The organism is Paenibacillus sp. Y951, assembly GCF_056786395.1.
On sequence record NZ_JBXCIY010000002.1, the window covers coordinates 47,188 to 64,871 of the forward strand.

The 17,684-nt window shown below is 39.7% G+C and carries 12 protein-coding genes; all 12 read right to left on the reverse strand.

What is annotated here, in order from left to right; all coding sequences use genetic code 11:
* Positions 1-379 precede the first annotated feature (379 nt).
* Positions 380-2,665 (reverse strand): helix-turn-helix domain-containing protein, encoded by a 2,286-nt coding sequence (locus AC1TPB_RS02940; protein ID WP_482075119.1) that lies wholly within the window; start codon positions 2,663-2,665, stop codon positions 380-382.
* A gap of 216 nt (positions 2,666-2,881) precedes the next feature.
* Positions 2,882-4,582, reverse strand: a complete 1,701-nt coding sequence (locus tag AC1TPB_RS02945; protein WP_482075120.1) for an extracellular solute-binding protein — start codon at positions 4,580-4,582, stop codon at positions 2,882-2,884.
* A 61-nt stretch (positions 4,583-4,643) separates the two neighbouring features.
* On the reverse strand, positions 4,644-6,098 hold the full coding sequence (locus AC1TPB_RS02950) for a response regulator transcription factor (protein ID WP_482075121.1): 1,455 nt from the start codon (positions 6,096-6,098) through the stop codon (positions 4,644-4,646).
* A complete protein-coding gene (locus AC1TPB_RS02955; RefSeq protein ID WP_482075122.1) occupies positions 6,091-7,839 on the reverse strand; it encodes a cache domain-containing sensor histidine kinase in 1,749 nt (582 codons plus the stop codon). Before AC1TPB_RS02955 ends, AC1TPB_RS02950 begins: the two co-directional genes overlap by 8 nt.
* Before the next feature lie 266 nt (positions 7,840-8,105).
* Positions 8,106-9,068, reverse strand: a complete 963-nt coding sequence (locus AC1TPB_RS02960; protein ID WP_482075123.1) for a Gfo/Idh/MocA family protein — start codon at positions 9,066-9,068, stop codon at positions 8,106-8,108.
* Positions 9,069-9,386: 318 nt separating this feature from the next.
* Positions 9,387-10,274, reverse strand: a complete 888-nt coding sequence (locus tag AC1TPB_RS02965; RefSeq protein ID WP_482075124.1) for a formylglycine-generating enzyme family protein — start codon at positions 10,272-10,274, stop codon at positions 9,387-9,389.
* Positions 10,275-10,428: 154 nt separating this feature from the next.
* Positions 10,429-11,064, reverse strand: coding sequence for a glycoside hydrolase family 11 protein (locus tag AC1TPB_RS02970; protein WP_482075125.1), 636 nt, complete (start codon positions 11,062-11,064; stop codon positions 10,429-10,431).
* Positions 11,065-11,228: 164 nt separating this feature from the next.
* Complete coding sequence (locus tag AC1TPB_RS02975) at positions 11,229-11,555, reverse strand: winged helix-turn-helix transcriptional regulator (protein WP_482075126.1); 327 nt, start codon at positions 11,553-11,555, stop codon at positions 11,229-11,231.
* Positions 11,556-11,673: 118 nt separating this feature from the next.
* Entirely contained in the window at positions 11,674-13,815 is a 2,142-nt protein-coding gene (locus AC1TPB_RS02980) for a glycoside hydrolase family 88/105 protein (protein WP_482075127.1), read from the reverse strand.
* Positions 13,812-15,086: a hypothetical protein gene (locus AC1TPB_RS02985; RefSeq protein WP_482075128.1), complete on the reverse strand. Its 1,275-nt coding sequence runs from the start codon at positions 15,084-15,086 to the stop codon at positions 13,812-13,814. Before AC1TPB_RS02985 ends, AC1TPB_RS02980 begins: the two co-directional genes overlap by 4 nt.
* 82 nt (positions 15,087-15,168) lie before the next feature.
* The gene (locus AC1TPB_RS02990) at positions 15,169-16,734 is read right to left on the reverse strand and encodes an extracellular solute-binding protein (protein ID WP_482075129.1); all 1,566 of its coding nucleotides are present in this window, start codon (positions 16,732-16,734) and stop codon (positions 15,169-15,171) included.
* A gap of 65 nt (positions 16,735-16,799) precedes the next feature.
* Positions 16,800-17,681, reverse strand: a complete 882-nt coding sequence (locus AC1TPB_RS02995) for a carbohydrate ABC transporter permease (protein WP_482075130.1) — start codon at positions 17,679-17,681, stop codon at positions 16,800-16,802.
* Between the last annotated feature and the right edge of the window lie 3 nt (positions 17,682-17,684).

The following is a 17,684-nucleotide window of genomic DNA, read 5'->3' on the forward strand; positions in this document are numbered from 1 at the left end:
GAAACCTGGGCGAATTCGAAATCTTGGTAAACTTTTTATGTTTGAACGGTGAAGCTACCTCAATATTACACTGAGTCTTTAACAAACGTAAATCTTGGATTTTGATTGCATCTATCATTTTTGATTATTGCCAAAAACCCTTGATACGACTAGTTTCTTACAAATTTATATCCTAATTGTGCCTTCCCTTTCCCCTTTACTTCTAGCATCTATGTGCTCGATTCTTTTACTTGAAATCAAAAAATACAGTAGTAATCAAAACTAATCAATAGTATCCTGTCTGAACAGGATAAACAAAAATGGAGCTGTCTTCGTTGGTCTGTACTGACCACCGAAGACAGCTCCATTGAACTTATTGTTAGACATATTGCAGCATCTCTTATGACGTTAGAGTCTTTGAGATCTTCGAGATCTTTGCAGCCTTATAGCTAGTCGGGGATATACCCTCGTACTTTCGAAAAAATCGATTGAAGCTTTGAACATTATAATATCCGACTTCGGTAGCAATTTGAGTAATATTAAGATTTGATTCCAACAGTAATTGCTTCGCCTTCTGGATCCGCAACATATTAACGTAATCAATCAAGCTTTTGCCCGTTAGCTCGTATATAATTTTGCGCATATAAGAATAACTAATCCCGATTACCTTCGCCATATCTTCAAACACGATCTCTTCGCAAAACTTTTCTTCCAAGTAATGGATGATCCGTTCTCCGTAGTTAATTTCGCCCATATTGTGTGCAAGATACTCAATAATATCACCAAAGAACTCACATAAATGCTCTTCAAGCTCATCAAGCGTATCAGCAGAAGCAATTGCATAATAGATATTCTCATGCCCCAAAAATATCCGCACTGTACTAATATTATTTTCCATTAGATGCCTTAAAGTTGCGCCTATCATTTGGTTGTAGATAAACAAAATATTATCGTAGGATATATATTCGGCGGATTGAATCTCGTTACGAATAATTTCCATTTCTTTAATGATGCTTCCGCGATCTCCGATATCCAAATAATTGAGAATACGCCTTTCGCTGTTCGAGGGATAAATATATTTTTTACCGCGCTCAGCTCCCTGATTCCAGAAAGTGATTCCGCCACTCCCTTCGATCAAGCGATGTTTAATGACTTCCATCGCTTCCACCACTTGATCAGAAATCATTGAACTACTCTCCGTCGGACTACTCACACCGATTGTCACGGAGTTACCAAGCAGTTCAATCGCTATCTCTCGGATCGTGACGAGAACTCCCTTGATCCTATCCAAATTATTTTCCAGTTCATCTTGCCCATAATTAATTACAATAGCGAAGCAGCCCTCACCTTTATATACACTTCGCGCATGTATACCAGCTGGAAATTGGCTCTCACATTGCGAGATAAGAAGATGTCTGTTGTAGCTACGTGTCTCCCGATTGGCCTTGCTCACATACAGCCTGTGCTGATCAATAGATACAATAGCAACAAGGTAATTCGATTCTGGAAATAGCTCAGCGATCTGTTTGGAAACATCGCCGCGCAGCAGATTGTGGATTGCAAGTTTACGAGTATCTTGTTCGCGCTCTTGAAGAAGCTTATGTAATCCCTCCTCTTCCTCTTCCATTCGCCTAAAAGCTGCGTCAAGATAAGCGAGTTCATTTTTACACGTCCCCCCCGGATTACCACGCGCACGCACCGTCCTAACTAGCTCTCGCACCGGCTTGGACAGCCATATCGCTAGAAAGGCGGTTAATACTGTTCCAACAAAAATGATAATCATCGTTAATAAAACAATACTGCGCTGCAAGTTATCGGTTTTGATCATCAGCTTATCCATCGAATAAATATTGACATACATCCATCCCAGCGGCTCCGAGCGGGACCATGTATACAGCAAGCGCTCGCCTTCAAATTCATGGAATGTATAACCCTCCGTCGTTCCCTTACTCAATATTTCTTGAATGAATGGCTGCTTGCTGCCATCGGTGAACAGCAATTCCTTATTATCATGTGAAATAATAGTGCCATCTGATGTCATGAGCAGGTAGTCATGCTCTCCCTGTTCTGATGAACTCAAGTAATCGCCCATTTGACTTTCTCGCAAATTGACGACTATAGTCCCGCTAGTTGTCGTCGAAAGACTACTCAGTGGCAGCATATAAGATAAAACGTCGACGCCCGAGCTTAGCTTACGTGGAAACCATACACCGCTTATCCCTCTTTTTTCAGCAATAGCTTCCTCCATCCAGTCGGTGGAATCATACTGATCCAACATCGTAATTCCTTTATCGGTTGAGACTACATAATCGGAATCATTTAAGTAAAAGTAAGAGGAATAGACACCATCCACCCTGTGATTCAAATTATTCAGCTCCTGCAATATCGCCTGTGCGCTACTTACATTGCTATATTTTGAGTTAAGCTCCGCAAAGGTCTCAAAATTGCGGATTCGATTAAATATGCTAGTTACAGTAAGCCGCACCGCATCCTGAGCAAGATTATTAAGCGCATTATTATTAAGCTCACGATTCGCATTCAGCCCTGCCAAAGAGGTTTCTGCGATCGCTTCCTCGGAATTATGTAGAATTTGTGTACCGCTATACCAAGTTAGAATTGCTGTCGGAATTGCCATAACGCAGAACAGAATCAGTGCCATTTGCAGCATCATAGGAATTCGTTTCATTAGGTCACTCCTCTTGCCATTAATTGTATTCATGGCTCCGTATAGTATACGCTTATTCCAGTATAAATTATATAAAGCGCTTTCATATGGCTGGTTTTTTATTGTTTAGTGTTTAGTTCATATATTGAGAGAGAATTCCAAATAAAACCCAACATAAAAAATTAGGTTTTATTACTGTAGTCACATCTGTGGTGCTTGCATTTGCGAAGTCTACATTCAAGAATTTATACCTTTTACTTCGACTCCGTATCCCTTTGATTTCCGTTTGAAATAGTTATCCTTTTCCTTATCGATCGCTTCGATTCCTAATACTTTCAGTTGAACGATCATCTCTTCATACTGTTTGTTAAACTCTTCATCGTTCTTTGCCATAATGATGATCGCAATTTGCGATTCTTTATAGGCTTTAATTTTTATTTCATCGTTGGCTAGATCACTATCTACAGGTAACAAGTCACCAGGTATTATAAGTGGTGACTTGTTATAAATTTGAATGCCTGACGTTCGGCTATACGCGCTAGATGCCCTGTAAACAGTTATGGCAGACCTATCCGTCTCTTCGGTCGGTCCAGCGGAAACGCTCCAGATGAATGCGTTATGATGGAATGGCCAGAAAGCAAAAACTCCGGTATTCATATAGTCAGTCGCGTTCTTAATCCCTTGTTCCGTCTTCACCACTAGACCTTTATCGTCAATAGTGTAATCGACACCTTCAAATCCGAAGCTATGTAAGAGCATTCCTTCTTTACTAGTCATAAAGCTAAGCCATTTCGCCAGTTTTTCTGGCTCTTTGGTAGATTTAGAGATAAAGGTTTTCATCCAGCCGCCATCTGGCCGAAAGCTCTTGCCTAGAACTGGTATCGTCCCATTGTCAGATAAAATCGCGCCCGAGGATGTCCAGTAATCGTTATTAAAGTAGGCATTATTCGCCATGTTTCCGATAAATGTGAATACTCTCCCTGTAGCAATATCTGCCTTCACCTCTGCATTATCTACCGTTAATTGACCTGGATCGAAGTAACCTCCCCGTTGTGCTTTATAGAGGAACTCCAGCGCCTGTTTCGTTTCTGGAGCCAGAATGACATCCCGATAGTTACCCTGCTTATCAACTGGCATTGCGCCAAATGTATCCTGGAGGAAGCTCAATGTCGAATACTCCTGATAGGCTTTTCCATCCACTAGTAGAGGAATGATAGGCGCTCCATCAATCTCAAGGTTCAGGTCTTTAACTTTCTGATAGGCTGCAAGCAATCCTACTTCTGTCCTCAGGTCATCAAGCGTCAGGCCTGCTTCCTTCAGTATATTTTGATTCACGATAATACCTTGGTTATATCCATAGCTTAGCAAATCCCTGTAATATTGCTCGGAAAGTTGATATACCCTTCTAGCATCAGACGAGTTGATGTGGCTCGGATAAGCATAGAATCCACCATCCCGTGCCTCGATGACTTCCTTCACATCGGCCGGAAATTCTTTGAGGATATGTGATTCAGGATCATATTGGGTAAGGAACTCGTCCAGATCCCAAACCTTCCCTGTCTCAATTAATTTACCTACCAAAATCGGATCAGTTAATGTCATTACATCAGGCAAATCTTCTTTCGAAACGAGCATCAGATTCAGCTTCGTTGCACCACTTTGCGCTGGAATATTGAATTCGAACGTCAGTCCGGTCTGCTCCGTAATCGCACCTGCTACAGTCTTTGGATCTGTGCTCCATGTTTTGGGCGGATTCCAGAAGTCTACCGTCGAGAACCAGACTACTTTGGATGACGTCTGCGATTGAGTGTTGCCCTGCAATGCAGTTTTCGCTGAATAGTTAACTCCTTCATTATTTCCTTTGGAGGTACAACCTACTAACACTATAGCAATTATGAGAAAAGCATAGACGAGCAATTTCTCTTTCTTAATCTTCATAAGAGTGTAAATCCTTCCTTTATAGAGTTCCAGATAGCGTAATCGACATCAAGGCTACCATTTATAGCTTACGAAACTTACTTGGCGTAATTCCGAAGTGCTTTTTGAATAGCTTGTTGAAATGAAAATAATCTTTGTAACCCACTCTATGAACAATGTCTTGAATCGAAAGATCGGGATCGTTCATTAACTCCTTAGCTGTATTTAATCGCTTATACATAATATAATCTGAATAGGTTACCCCTGTTTCTTTCTTGATCAAAGTACTCACGTACCCGAGACTAAAATTGAAGTCTTTGGCAATCTCACTTAACAAAATATCCTCGGTAAAGCTACTATCAATAAATTTGATGATTTTCTTTACTTTTTCATTGGGGATATATACTTCTTCTCCGCTCAATTGATTGAAGAATGCTTTCAACCCATCGAAGAGTTGTTTGATTGATTCGTATGACCGGGCGATTGACTCATAATGGAGATGGGAAATTTCGTTGATCTTGCCCGAATGCCCATGGTATTTGTAAACAAGTGAAACGACTTGATTATAGATCGAGGATATAAGATCGATATTTATAAATTGATTATTGCACTCATCGCCTAAGCGACTCAGAAGGGTTTCGATTTTCTCTCGTGTTTGTTCTTTGATGGACACTTCCAAATTCAGAATTATTTTACGAATCTCTGGCGAAAGCTCTTGTGCTTCGTAATATAAGGTCTGTTTCCCACGATGAAAGCTAGTCGTGAACATCGCGATATCTGATTCCTGATAAAGCTTGGCAATCGGTGCAGAAAATAATCCGATGCTACTGATCCCAACGAACTCCACACCAGCTAGGTTATCCGTGATATAATCCACTACTTTGATGGGGTGCTTGCTTTCATCATAATTAATAAGCATCGAAACTTTGTTATGTCCTGTGCGAATCCGGACAGACTGCAGTCCATTCACCTGCAACTTATGTTCAGAGAAAAGAGATATCGTTGAGGAACAATATTTGCAGCAAAGAAATCGGTAATGCGGATAATTAAATGCTAGCCCTCTGTTAGACAGAAAATTTCCGATTGTAAAATTATTATCCGATTCCAAAAACTCGAACAGATCATCTAGTGGCAATTCCTGCTCCTGCGTTGCCTTTTTCTTTTGCAGCATTCCCACCTTAAACCGCTCAACCATACTTAGTAGCTTGTCTTTTTCAATCTGCTTTAACAAATAATCGAATGCTCCTAAGCGTACCGCCCTTTGGGCATAAGCGAAATCCGCATATCCACTTATGAGGGCAACCTTTGTTTCTAATTTCAGCCCATTGACTTTTTCCAATAGTTCGATTCCGTCCAGTCCAGGCATCCGGATATCAGAAATAACCAGTTCCGGTTTTTTATCCATAATAATGTCCAGCGCAGTCAAACCATCATGCGCTTCTCCAATAATAGTGAATCCGAGACTCTCCCAATCTATTAAATTCGCAATTCCATATGCAACCCAAGGTTCATCGTCAACAATCAATACGTTATACATTGGCCTCCCCCATTTCTTTAATGCCCATATCTGTAGGTATTGTAATGCATATAGTGGTCCCTTTCTTCCATTCACTGTCGATCGTCAAATCCGCTTGATCTCCATAAAATAGTTTAATTCTGCGGTAACTATTAGCTAGCCCAATGCCTTGGCTAACATCATTCAACTGGTTTCCGGATGTTTCTAATTGCTGCAATGAAACCCTCAATTCTTGGAGACGGTCTGCTTCTATTCCGCAACCATCATCTGCAATCGTAACTCGAATCATATTCTTTCCAATCCTGACAATGCTAACATTAACTATTCCTGGAGCGATCTTTTTCTCCAGCCCATGAAACACTGCATTCTCCACTAAAGGCTGAAGTAACATTTTTAATATCTTGACTTTATAGACGCTTTCATCAGCGTTAATGACAATTTTAATTTTACCTCGAAAACGAAACTCAATAATGTTGGCGTATTCCTGTATATGAATAATCTCATCTTGAATAAATACAATATTGTCTCCTTTTACGGAGTAACGGAACATACTCGACAGAGATGTGGAGATATGTGCGATATCCTCTACTTTATGAAATAAAGCCATCGCTCGGATCAATTCAAACGTATTATATAGGAAATGAGGATTTATTTGGTTGCGTAAAGTCGAGACCTCCATTTGTTTATTCACGATTTCAGTTTCATACATCCGCAGCTGCACATTTTGAACATCTTGACTTAATGTATCGATATCATCAAGCATCTGATTCAAGTTATTAGCAAGCACTCCGATTTCATTGTGGTAAACGACATTAAACCTACTTTGACCGTCGCTTCTCGCATAATTTTTCACGAAATCTAGTAAAGCTTTAACAGGCTTCAGAATACGACTATAGAATATGAGCAAAAACAAACAGAATATCGAGAATATAATGATATACGTAATGATATTTAAGCGCTTAATGATGTTCAGATCTTCCAGAAGCTCCTTTTTGGGGATGATGCTAATGATTTTCCAACTATTGTAGGCCAGCGTAATATCTTGAACAATATAGCGATTATCATTGCGCAACACTTCTACTTGAACTAGTTCTTCCGTGCTTACCTCATCTGTACCCGTTATTATTTGATCGTTTTGATCGACAAGCAACAGTTTAGAGTTCTTCGAAAGCTTTGATTTGCTAAGTATATTTTTGAAGTGCATGACGTCCATAATAAATACGCACATCCCGCGATAATCCTCAAGTACGCGATTGTTTTGCAAATTATACACCGGAACGGAAATCGTATAATATGTACCGTTCAATTGATTAGGATTAACGACCGAATATTCGATATCAGACACTTTTCGCTTCATTACTGGGGAATAAGCTTGTCCGGCACTTGCGGCCATCTGACCTTCCCTGTCATAGAGCTGAATGCCCATCATGTTCTCCTTCAAAGCAAGCGTACTGGAAAATACAGATAACATTTCTTTATTCATTAAAATTCTTGATAGATCTTCATTCATACTCAAATACGATTGGATCGTTGGACTGTAAAGCAATGAATAAGAAATACCGTCCATATCCTTAAAAAAGCTCGCCATCGTTTCTTCGATCTGCAATATAATTTTATTTGAGGACTCCGTAACCTTATTCTCGACAGTGCGCTCAGCAATTTTGTTAGAAATGATAAAAGAACTCAAGAGAATGATTAGCATAAACAAAATAAGATACATAATTTGTTGAATCAGGCTGAGTTTCTGAAGTCGTTCCTTCATATAGTATTTCCCACTCCTATACCACCAATTAACTTTTCTATTGATTTATTGATATATATGTTAATTCAATTTTATGATAAGCGTTTTCATTCAATAATGCAATTTACAAAAAACAAGCTGCTCCGCTAGCTATTTTCGCTAATGGAGCAGCTTGTTACATATCAAAGTCTACTGTTTTGAACTTCCCCTTAAAGTGAAAGATATACGAGGATTATGCTGATGACTGTCGAACATGTTAGAAGTACAGGAGCGATGCAGAATGTCTACTATTCATAATGTCGATCTTCACAGCGTTCCCCTCTATTTCGTTTATGAGCGCAAAAGTATGAATGAGAAGCAATTTCAAGGCGTATTTCATGCCCATCAGGGCCTCGAGATTCTAATGATACATGAAGCTCGTTCTCAAGCTCCTCATTAGGTTTGGGGAATCCAGTCTCAGTAGAGATAGAAGCTTTCACCTTCCATGGGACAGATATTCGGGCGTTTTTGCCTTGCATAATTAACTGCTGCTCTTCACCGTGATGAACAACTGAGCTTGTAATTTGACCAAGAGCGCCTCCATCAAAACGAAGCATAGCCATCGACAAATCTTCTACCTCGGCATTATCATGCGATACATTGCTCATAAAGGCTTGTACTTGGCTCGGACAGCCTACCATCCAGAGCATGGCATCGATATGATGTACAGCATGATTTAACGTTGGCCCTCCTCCTTCTTTTTCCCAGGTGCCTCTCCACCACAAATCATAGTAGCAGTGACCTCTCCACCAGAATGAGTCAACTTGTACATGTACAAGTTGACTCATTAGATTACTATCAATGACTGACTTTAATTTCATCATGGGCGTTCTGAATCTATTTTGTGCAACAACAGATAACAATTTACCCGTTTTTTGAGCAGCCTCATTCATCTGATCACATTCCGCCAATGAGGAAGCCATCGGTTTCTCGACCAATACATGCTTGTTAGCTTCAAGAAATTCAACAGCCAAAAAAGCATGTGTATAGGGAGGCGTGCAAATGGATACTACATCAATATCTTCAGCTAAAATATTTTTATATTCGGTATATGCACTTGCTTCTAGCCCAAATCTTTGAATTTGTGCTAATGCTTTTCCCTCATAAATATCGACAATCGCCACAATTTTACAACGGGTAGGAAACTGTAGGTACGCTTCAATATGGGCGCTGGAAATAGCACCCGAACCAATAATAGCTACTTTTAGCATCGCTAAACCTCCAATATAGTTGATATTAGAATCGTATCAATATTCCTATAGTGTTTGTACATAGATATTGCGTAAAAATACCGCTACTTTGTGGTTTGTTCATTGGCTGTAAGTGGAATCACTCATGCTGATAGTGTTCCGTTCGTAGATTTCGATCAGAGTATGCTATATTTGCTTAGCCTTTATTCATAATACAGTGCGAATACATCTTTCCTAAGTTTCATAATTTTGGGGATACCAAAAAGCCTTAATAAATCAGCATTTCTGCTGCTATCAAGGCTTTTCTTTGCCTCATTCATAATGGTTAGAAATCTCATTTCAATCGCTTCGACTTACACGAAAACCTTGATCAGGACCAAAGCCATTTGCCTCGAACTTGCCTCGAAAAGATGCTTCATTGTTGCTGATATCTCCTATCCAGCCGCCACCCTTTACCACTCGGTATAAACCTTCCTTAATATCCACATCTTCATACCAATTCCATACCCATTCCCTTACATTACCTGACATATCATAAAGTCCTAGCTCGTTGGGTTCCTTTGAGCCGACCACTTTTGTTTGATTATTGTTGCTTTCTATGATAGGCCAATTCCAATCTCCAGTTAAGTAGTTATCGCCAGCATTTTTCCAATACCATGCTACTTCATCAGCTTCATCACTTCCACTGTATGTGTACCCCTCACTCATCTGACCTCCACTCGAAGCATATTCCCACTCCGCTTCGGTCGGCAAACGGTAGCCATTAGTTCCCTCATTGATCGTTACTGTCCATTTCATATTGTCGTATTCACTTTTATTATCCGGATCTTTTTTCTTCATGTCTATATTGTAATAAGGTTTTAACCCCTCTTGTATACTCCTTTTATTACAGTACTCAATGACGTCGTACCAGCTTACCATTTCTACGGGTAAACTTTCGCCTATGAATTCTGAAGGATTACTGCCCATTACATTCTTCCACTCTTGTTGAGTCACCTCATATTTACTTATATAAAAGTCAGATATTGTTACATCTTTTTCATAAAAATTAGTTTTAGTATTCACGAAAGTCCCGCCTGCGACGAGCACAAAGTTCTCATTCATCTCATGTATTTCATTGTTTTCATTGTTTTCACTGTTTGTAGTATTCTTTGTTTCCGTTCCTTTTGAACATGCGCTAGTAACTAATATAATAGAAATGAAAAGGAAAACTAACCATTTTCTCATTGATATATCTCCTTTAGATGAAGAGGAAGAGTTATAGTTTGAAATATATAAGGCCGCCGGATGTGAGACCGGCAGGCCTTAGCAATACCAAATAAAAAATTCACTCTATATAATGAAAGTCATCAAGCATTCGTAATTTCCCTTGCTTTACCGCTTACCATACCGTTACGTTAGAACTACCACTACTTTGATAGCCTTCTGTCGCCATGATCTGGTAAGACCAATTATAGCCAAGATGCATACCGACATTTTTCCACGCGTTAACATGGTTGCCAAATGTAATAGCTACGTTGCTACCTGTCGCTCTTTTTGACTGTCGTACACTCCAGTACTGAGTAAATGTTTGTGTACCGTCAATGGAAGGCGCATTGTAGCGAGTAGTAGTATATATGTCATAGGTGCCACCATCACTGGACACGCTACCTTTATACGTTCCAGTAGGTCTATAAGTGCCCCAGCTATCCACAACGTAATATTCTATGAGTGAGCTTCTTGTCCACCCGTAAAGAGTCAAATATCCGTTTCCTGATGGCGCCCAAACGCCAGCATTATAATTGACTGTACGAGTTGGTGAACCAACATTCCATCCTTTACCTGTAACAAAATTACCGGTATTACTCCAGTTTACGCTGTAATTCCCACCAGCTCCGTTAGTAGCATTTACTGTTCCGCCACCATCGGTCCAATTTTGATAATAGTCTGTCGCTGCGCTTGAAGATGCACCAATCAAGCCAAAACTCATTGAAGCTACAATCGCTAAACTCAAAAATGTCTTTTTGAACTTAAACATAATCATCCTCCTCAAATAATTAGATTTGACACAACTTGTCTACATACCATCTGTAAGTTGCTTTACTTGCAGTACATAACTTATCCTGTGTCTTATTCTGTGAGCTTTTCCTTGTCCTCCTTTCTAAATAGATTATATAAAGTAAACGCTTACATAACATTGAATTAATTAAAGGTTTTGCTATAATTATTATACTTATCCAAAAAATGATACATATACCATTTTAATGTATCTGTCAACGAATTCTGTAGTTTAATCTCTTGTATGGATAGATGTATAGCATAGTTCCCGTACTCAAGAATTTTATCCAGAAAAAGATTCAATTGTTCATGAGAGTAAGCTTTAATTACACCACTTTCCTCAAGTTTTTTTATACGATTTCCAACGGCTTGTCCCGTCATATGAATTTGTTCACCTAAGTCTTTCCATTGAATACGTGAATTTTCGGATAATAACCGAAGGATCTGAAAATCAATGTTATCAAAGATCAAAGAACCCTGTTTTTAATTCCTGCTAAGCCAAAACCCCCGTAGATACACGCATTCTGCATGATCACGGGGGGCGATTTATTGATAGACTTTCTTACTAATGCAACATATGCAAAGTTTACTAGATTCTTGCCCTTTTCGATAAAAATGTTCGAAGTTTAATGATTTCAATACCCGCGAGCATTACTATGCCTATTCCATGAGTATCATTCAAGCGTGGCAGAAGATCATATTTATAGTATTCGTAATTATAGGAGTATCCTGATCCTCTACATACACCCAATATATTCCCCGCTTCATCTACACCATATTGTGCGAGTGCTTCCCATCCATAGTATGCACTTTCAACATATGGAATTGGGTTATCGTACCAGCCATTTTGCACTCCGCTTGCCAATGCATAAATAAACATCGCCGTGCAGGAAGTTTCCTCATAGGAATCATGATCATCAACTATTTGATGCCACATTCCCCTATTCCCTTGAAGCTGTTGATAGCCTTGACTTAATTGTCTGAACATCGTAAGCAGCTCACCATATTTCTCATGCTGCGGTGACAATTCCGCTAATAACTCCGCAAGTGAGAATATTACCCAGCCATTCCCCCTTCCCCAAGAGACCGTATTCTGCTTATTAAATTTCATATCATAAACATGATGCATAATTTGAAGCTCTTCTCGGTATAAGTAATAACGATACTGCAACATTTGATGTACAGCATCATCTATATATCGGATATTCTGTGTATAACGGTAGTATCGAACTAAAAATGGAACACTCATGTAGAGATCATCACACCACATTGTATGCTGCATAAAATCCGTACTTCCTTTTAAGCGATATAAGGTCCCATCTGGAAGCCGCTCCTGCTCATCCGTAATAAAGTCAGCTATTCGCTCAGCAACGGATACACTTCCTATTAAAGGGTAATTTTCCATAGTAAACAGCATCGTAGCTCCGAAAGAGCCGCAATCATCCAGACTGTCCATCAGCACGATTTGCTGATTTATTCCAGGGGCTCCGTACTGCTTACAATCCCATTTGGCATACTCATAATATTTCGTGCATAGTTCAATATGATTTTGCACATACGACTCAAACGATTCGATAGATAATATTTTCCCCGTACTTAATAATCCATATAAGGTTACACCTAACGGGTAATTCCATTTGCCATAATGAGTCGTTTCAACGAAGGGGCGAATTCTACTACAAGGCGCATCTATATACCAATAATCTAATCCATTTTTTGTAGTATGTAAATTAGATAATTCAATAATTTGTTCTCGCACCGCTTCATCTATCGTTACATAAGGACCGCTATAGAGCCAATTTTCTGACGTTCCTTCAACGGAGACAGGACAATCCAACTTTACATTTTCATTATTAAACTTGAAGTCCCAGCCCATTGCATTATACTGTAACTGAATCATTAAAGAATGAGCTCTATCTTTAGCTATCTCTGCAGTAAACTCAAAATCATGCTCACCTTCACCAACAGACTCTGCTTGAAATTGTAGCTGCCCATCAATAAAAATCTGGAGTTCGCCTTTATAACGGCCTGTCAAATGAACAGGACTATCATTCTCCTTCGAGATCATTGTCCAAGCAATCGCATAGTTACCCTGCTCGCCATTTGTAAATATCCGCTTAATGGCAGTCAACTCTTGTTCGTTAGAAGACCATGTGGCATTTGGATACCAGCTTATTCCATCCTCATATTCTGATCTCTCTGTAGACGGAATAAATGGCAACTCCGTTGTGAGAGCTTCCGTAAAAATCCAACCTTCGCCCCCCGCTCGTTCTAAGGACGGCATAATGAAATGCAACGGTAATCCTTTAATAGAGCCAGTTCCGAATTTAGCACCGCAGCCCGTTTCTGTTTTCATAAAACGCAGTACGAAATGATTCCAGCCTTTCCCGAGCGATAACCTGAACCAACTGCGCCGTTCAGGAAAAACCTCCTCCTCAATATTGGCATAATGAACCCTTTCGCCATTCAGGAATACTTGTGTCGGACCATAGCAACTAAGACTAAACGGAAGCTCCTGCGCTTCTTCCATCCATAGCTTCGACCAAGCATATACGTATTGATTGTTTTGTAGCTCAGGTAATGCCTCTATCATATTTAAGTCATATCTAAAATCTTTGCCTCTAGTAAATCCAGCATAGTTCATTACACGAAATTGATAGGAAGCAGGAGGCTGATCCTCCATATACTTTCGACCAACTGATGTAAGCAGCTTTTCAACCTGTTGTATCATACATATTCACCACCTGGATATAAGGTAGATGCATACAGACGCTTACTCTCTATCAAGCCTTTCGATACAGGCTGATTATTAATATCAATCTGCACTGAGCTGTAAATGACTACTTTTTCATCATTGTATATAACAATTTGTTCAAAGCCAGACTGAACTAGATCGGCATGAACAACATATCCGTCTACAGGGAAAGAAACTGCTGGCTCCATATGACCATTGTACAATGTTGGGAAAACGCCTCCACCTCTTCGATATGCCAAAATATAATCTACTCCACTATCATCCCATTGACGCATCGTTTCAATAATAGTTAGCCAACCGTTTGTTGTACGCTCTTCCTTCCATAACTCTTGACCGTGTTGATCCAATAAGAAAATACCGTCTTTCCCGGTTTCAGTCATTGTCCCGCCCATATCTCCGCGAACAATACGATCTAGCCCCGCAATTTGCAGACCTGGCAAATCTGCTCTAAATTTGCCCAGTGCAATATGCTGAGATTCAACGGAACCATCATGACGCCAAAGCTCATTACCTTCAATGTCATACATGACAGTAACACTACCACCAATTACGATTTGCTGATTACCACGACCCAATACATCACCAATCCACACACAATCTGCATGATCTTCAAGCGGCAGCGTTGACCATTTCAACTCCCCTTGTGGTGTAAGTACATCATATCCCGCGATAACATCATCTTTACCATCTTGATCAAAATCAAATACCCAAGGATAGTGACCTGGATTACCTTCATAGCTCCACAGCACATTCCAATCATAATCCATTGCCCATAATGTACGGTATCGATCCTTCAAAATAATATCTTGAGCTTTCTCTGTTCCACGTAAATTACAAACAATAATACAATCATGCGCCTCATCCCCTGGCAGCGACAATGCTCGCTTCGTAGCTCCAGTAGCCCCGTCAAGCGCAAGAAATTGCTTGTTCATTACGCAAAGAACTTCATTGGCTCCATCTCTATCCCAGTCATAAATTTGGGCAGGGAAATCTGAACCTAAAGTACCAGCATCTTCCGTCGGTGTTCCAACCTGCCATATTATTTCACCATTCAATTTATAAGCGGTCAAAGCCTGAACCTGATGTGGAACATAGCGATCATCGATTCCTCCGTCTGCCTGAACAAACAGTAGCTCCATAGCTCCATCTCCATCTAAATCGCCAACAAGCACTTTACAATGTGGTCCTGCAACTGAAACATCGAATTGTATTAATTCAAAATAATTTTTATTTACTTCTGTACGCATCTATCACCGCTCCCATCAGAAAAATGATCCCTTCAGTGCATTTTCAAAAATGCGCTGAAGGGCTTCTTAATACTAATTTATACTATTTGGATGCTGCGTAAAGCTCATTAATTTCAGCGATATATTCGTTTCCGCCATTCTTTTTCCACAGCTCAATCGCTGCATCTAAGCCTGCATCATCAATTTGACCAACGATATATTGAATACGAGCATCTGCAATGATGTTATCCATCTGTTGTCCTTGCTTCGCATACACTTCAGAGATTAATGGCTCTGCTGGATTTCCAACGACAATTTTCACGTTCGCAGCTTGAACTTCATCAATTTTTTTGTTTATCGTTGTCATTTCAATAGTAGGTGCTAATGGACCAATAAATGTTAGCATTTGATTCATGCTTTCCATTTCTTTAATAAGGGAAGTATCTTCTGCAGTCGTTAATGCTTTAATATGACCATCAACTAATTCATAATGTCTTCCTTCAATACCGTAGCCAAGCAATAATTGCATTTCTGGATCACCAATCTGATCTAAAAAGTGTAATACGCGTTTCAAATCATCTTCCGTTTTAACGGATGATTTTGAAATAGCAATGACATTGGAATAGCCTGAAGTAGGCATATCGTGATGTCCCTTTGGACCTACTGGTGCTTGGAAGACATCCGTGTATGGAACATCGCGGTTCGCTTTTTCTTGCATTGAATTATCAATACGGCGAGAAACGTCTGCTACGTCTACGATAACCCCTGCTTTACCATTTATAATCGGATCGCTCCATATTGCGGGATCCATAACAGCAAAATCATCATTTACTAAGCCTTCATCGTAAAGTTTTTTGAAAAATGTCAGTGCTTCTTTGTACTCTGGGAATAGATGCGCTGGCAGCAATTGACCGTTGGCATCCTCACCCCATTTATTCGGAGCGCCAAACCAAGTTTGCATAATATCCCATGGTCCAGCATATTTCGTAATTACCATACCATAAGTATCATTTTGATCATTTTGATCGGGATCATTTTCTTTAAACGCCTTTAGCATTTCATAGAACTCATCAATTGTCGTCGGTGCAGCCATGCTTAGATTGGCAAGCCAATCTCTGTTTACAGTTACGCCCATTCTTCCAAGAACACGTCCACGGTAAATACCGTATGTTTTTCCATCAACAGAGGAGTTATTCAATATAATTTCATTTGCCATGCTTAAGTTCGGATAATCTTTTAAGTAAGATCCAATTTCCCAAAAAGCCCCTGTTCTTGCAGCATTAATATAACTTGCAGAGTTGCGATCAAGTACCATTAAATGAGGCATTTGACCAGATACTAACGTAATATTCGCTTTATCCGGGTATGAGCTGTTTGGTACAAATTGCATATGGACCTCTGTGTTTGTATATTCCTCCAGTGCCTTAATGACCGGGGAATTGCTATCCGGCAATTCTGTACTGAAAGCAGGTACCATAATCTCTAGCTTTAGAGGCGGCAATACGGCTTCCTCAATTGGTGTGTTTGCTTCTGCTTCCTTAGTCGGAGTAGTAGTGCTAGTCACCTCAGGCGTACCAGAATTTTTTGCACAGCCCGTAAAGATTACACTTACTAATGCGAGCATTACTACAATAATTGCTACATTAACCCTCTTCTTCTGTTCAATCATTTTCAACTTCCTCCCTTTAATATAAAAATGATAGTACATATATTTAGATATCGCATGGCGATAAACTAACCTTTGATAGATCCAAGCAAAGCACCTTTGGCAAAATGCTTCTGCAAAAATGGATATACTAGTAAAATTGGTAGCGTACCTACTATAATAACTGCCATCTTCACAGATTGATCTGGCGGCTTAACAAAGTTGGGATCAGCACTCATATCTCCAATAGCTAGCTGCGACAGCATAACGATTTCGCGAAGCATAACCTGAAGCGGCCATTTCGTATGATCATTCAAATACAGTAATGCTGAGAAGAAATTATTCCAATGTCCTACGGCGTAGAATAAACCAAAGGTTGCAATGATCGGCATCGATAGCGGAATAACAATTTTCCACAGTACTCCTATATCTGTACAGCCATCAATTCTAGCTGACTCCTCCAAGCCTGGCGGCAAGTTTTGAAAAAAGTTTCGAATTACGATTAGATTAAAGGCACTAATTGCTGCTGGTAAAATAACGGCAGCATAGCTGTTTATTAAGCCTAGATCTTTAACGACAAGATAAGATGGAATCATCCCTCCACTAAAGAGCATAGAGAAAATGACAAGATTCATAACAAAGTTTCTACCCATCAGCTCTTTGCGTGAAAGCGCATACGCCATAGTCAAAGTAAAAAATAAATTTGTTAATGTTCCGACGACTGTAATAAAGATAGATACGCCCATACTGCGAAATATGGTACTTGTTGAAAAGATATACTGATACGCAGTTATCGAGATATCTCTAGGAATTAAGAAAAAGTCACGCTCCGCCAATTCTGCTTCTGTTGCAAATGAACCCGCTACAATATAAATAAAAGGAAGCAGCGTAATCAAAGCAAATATAGCTAGAAAAACATAATTAAAAATATCAAAAAAACGTTCGCTAATCTGATCGTGCTTATTGAGCATAGA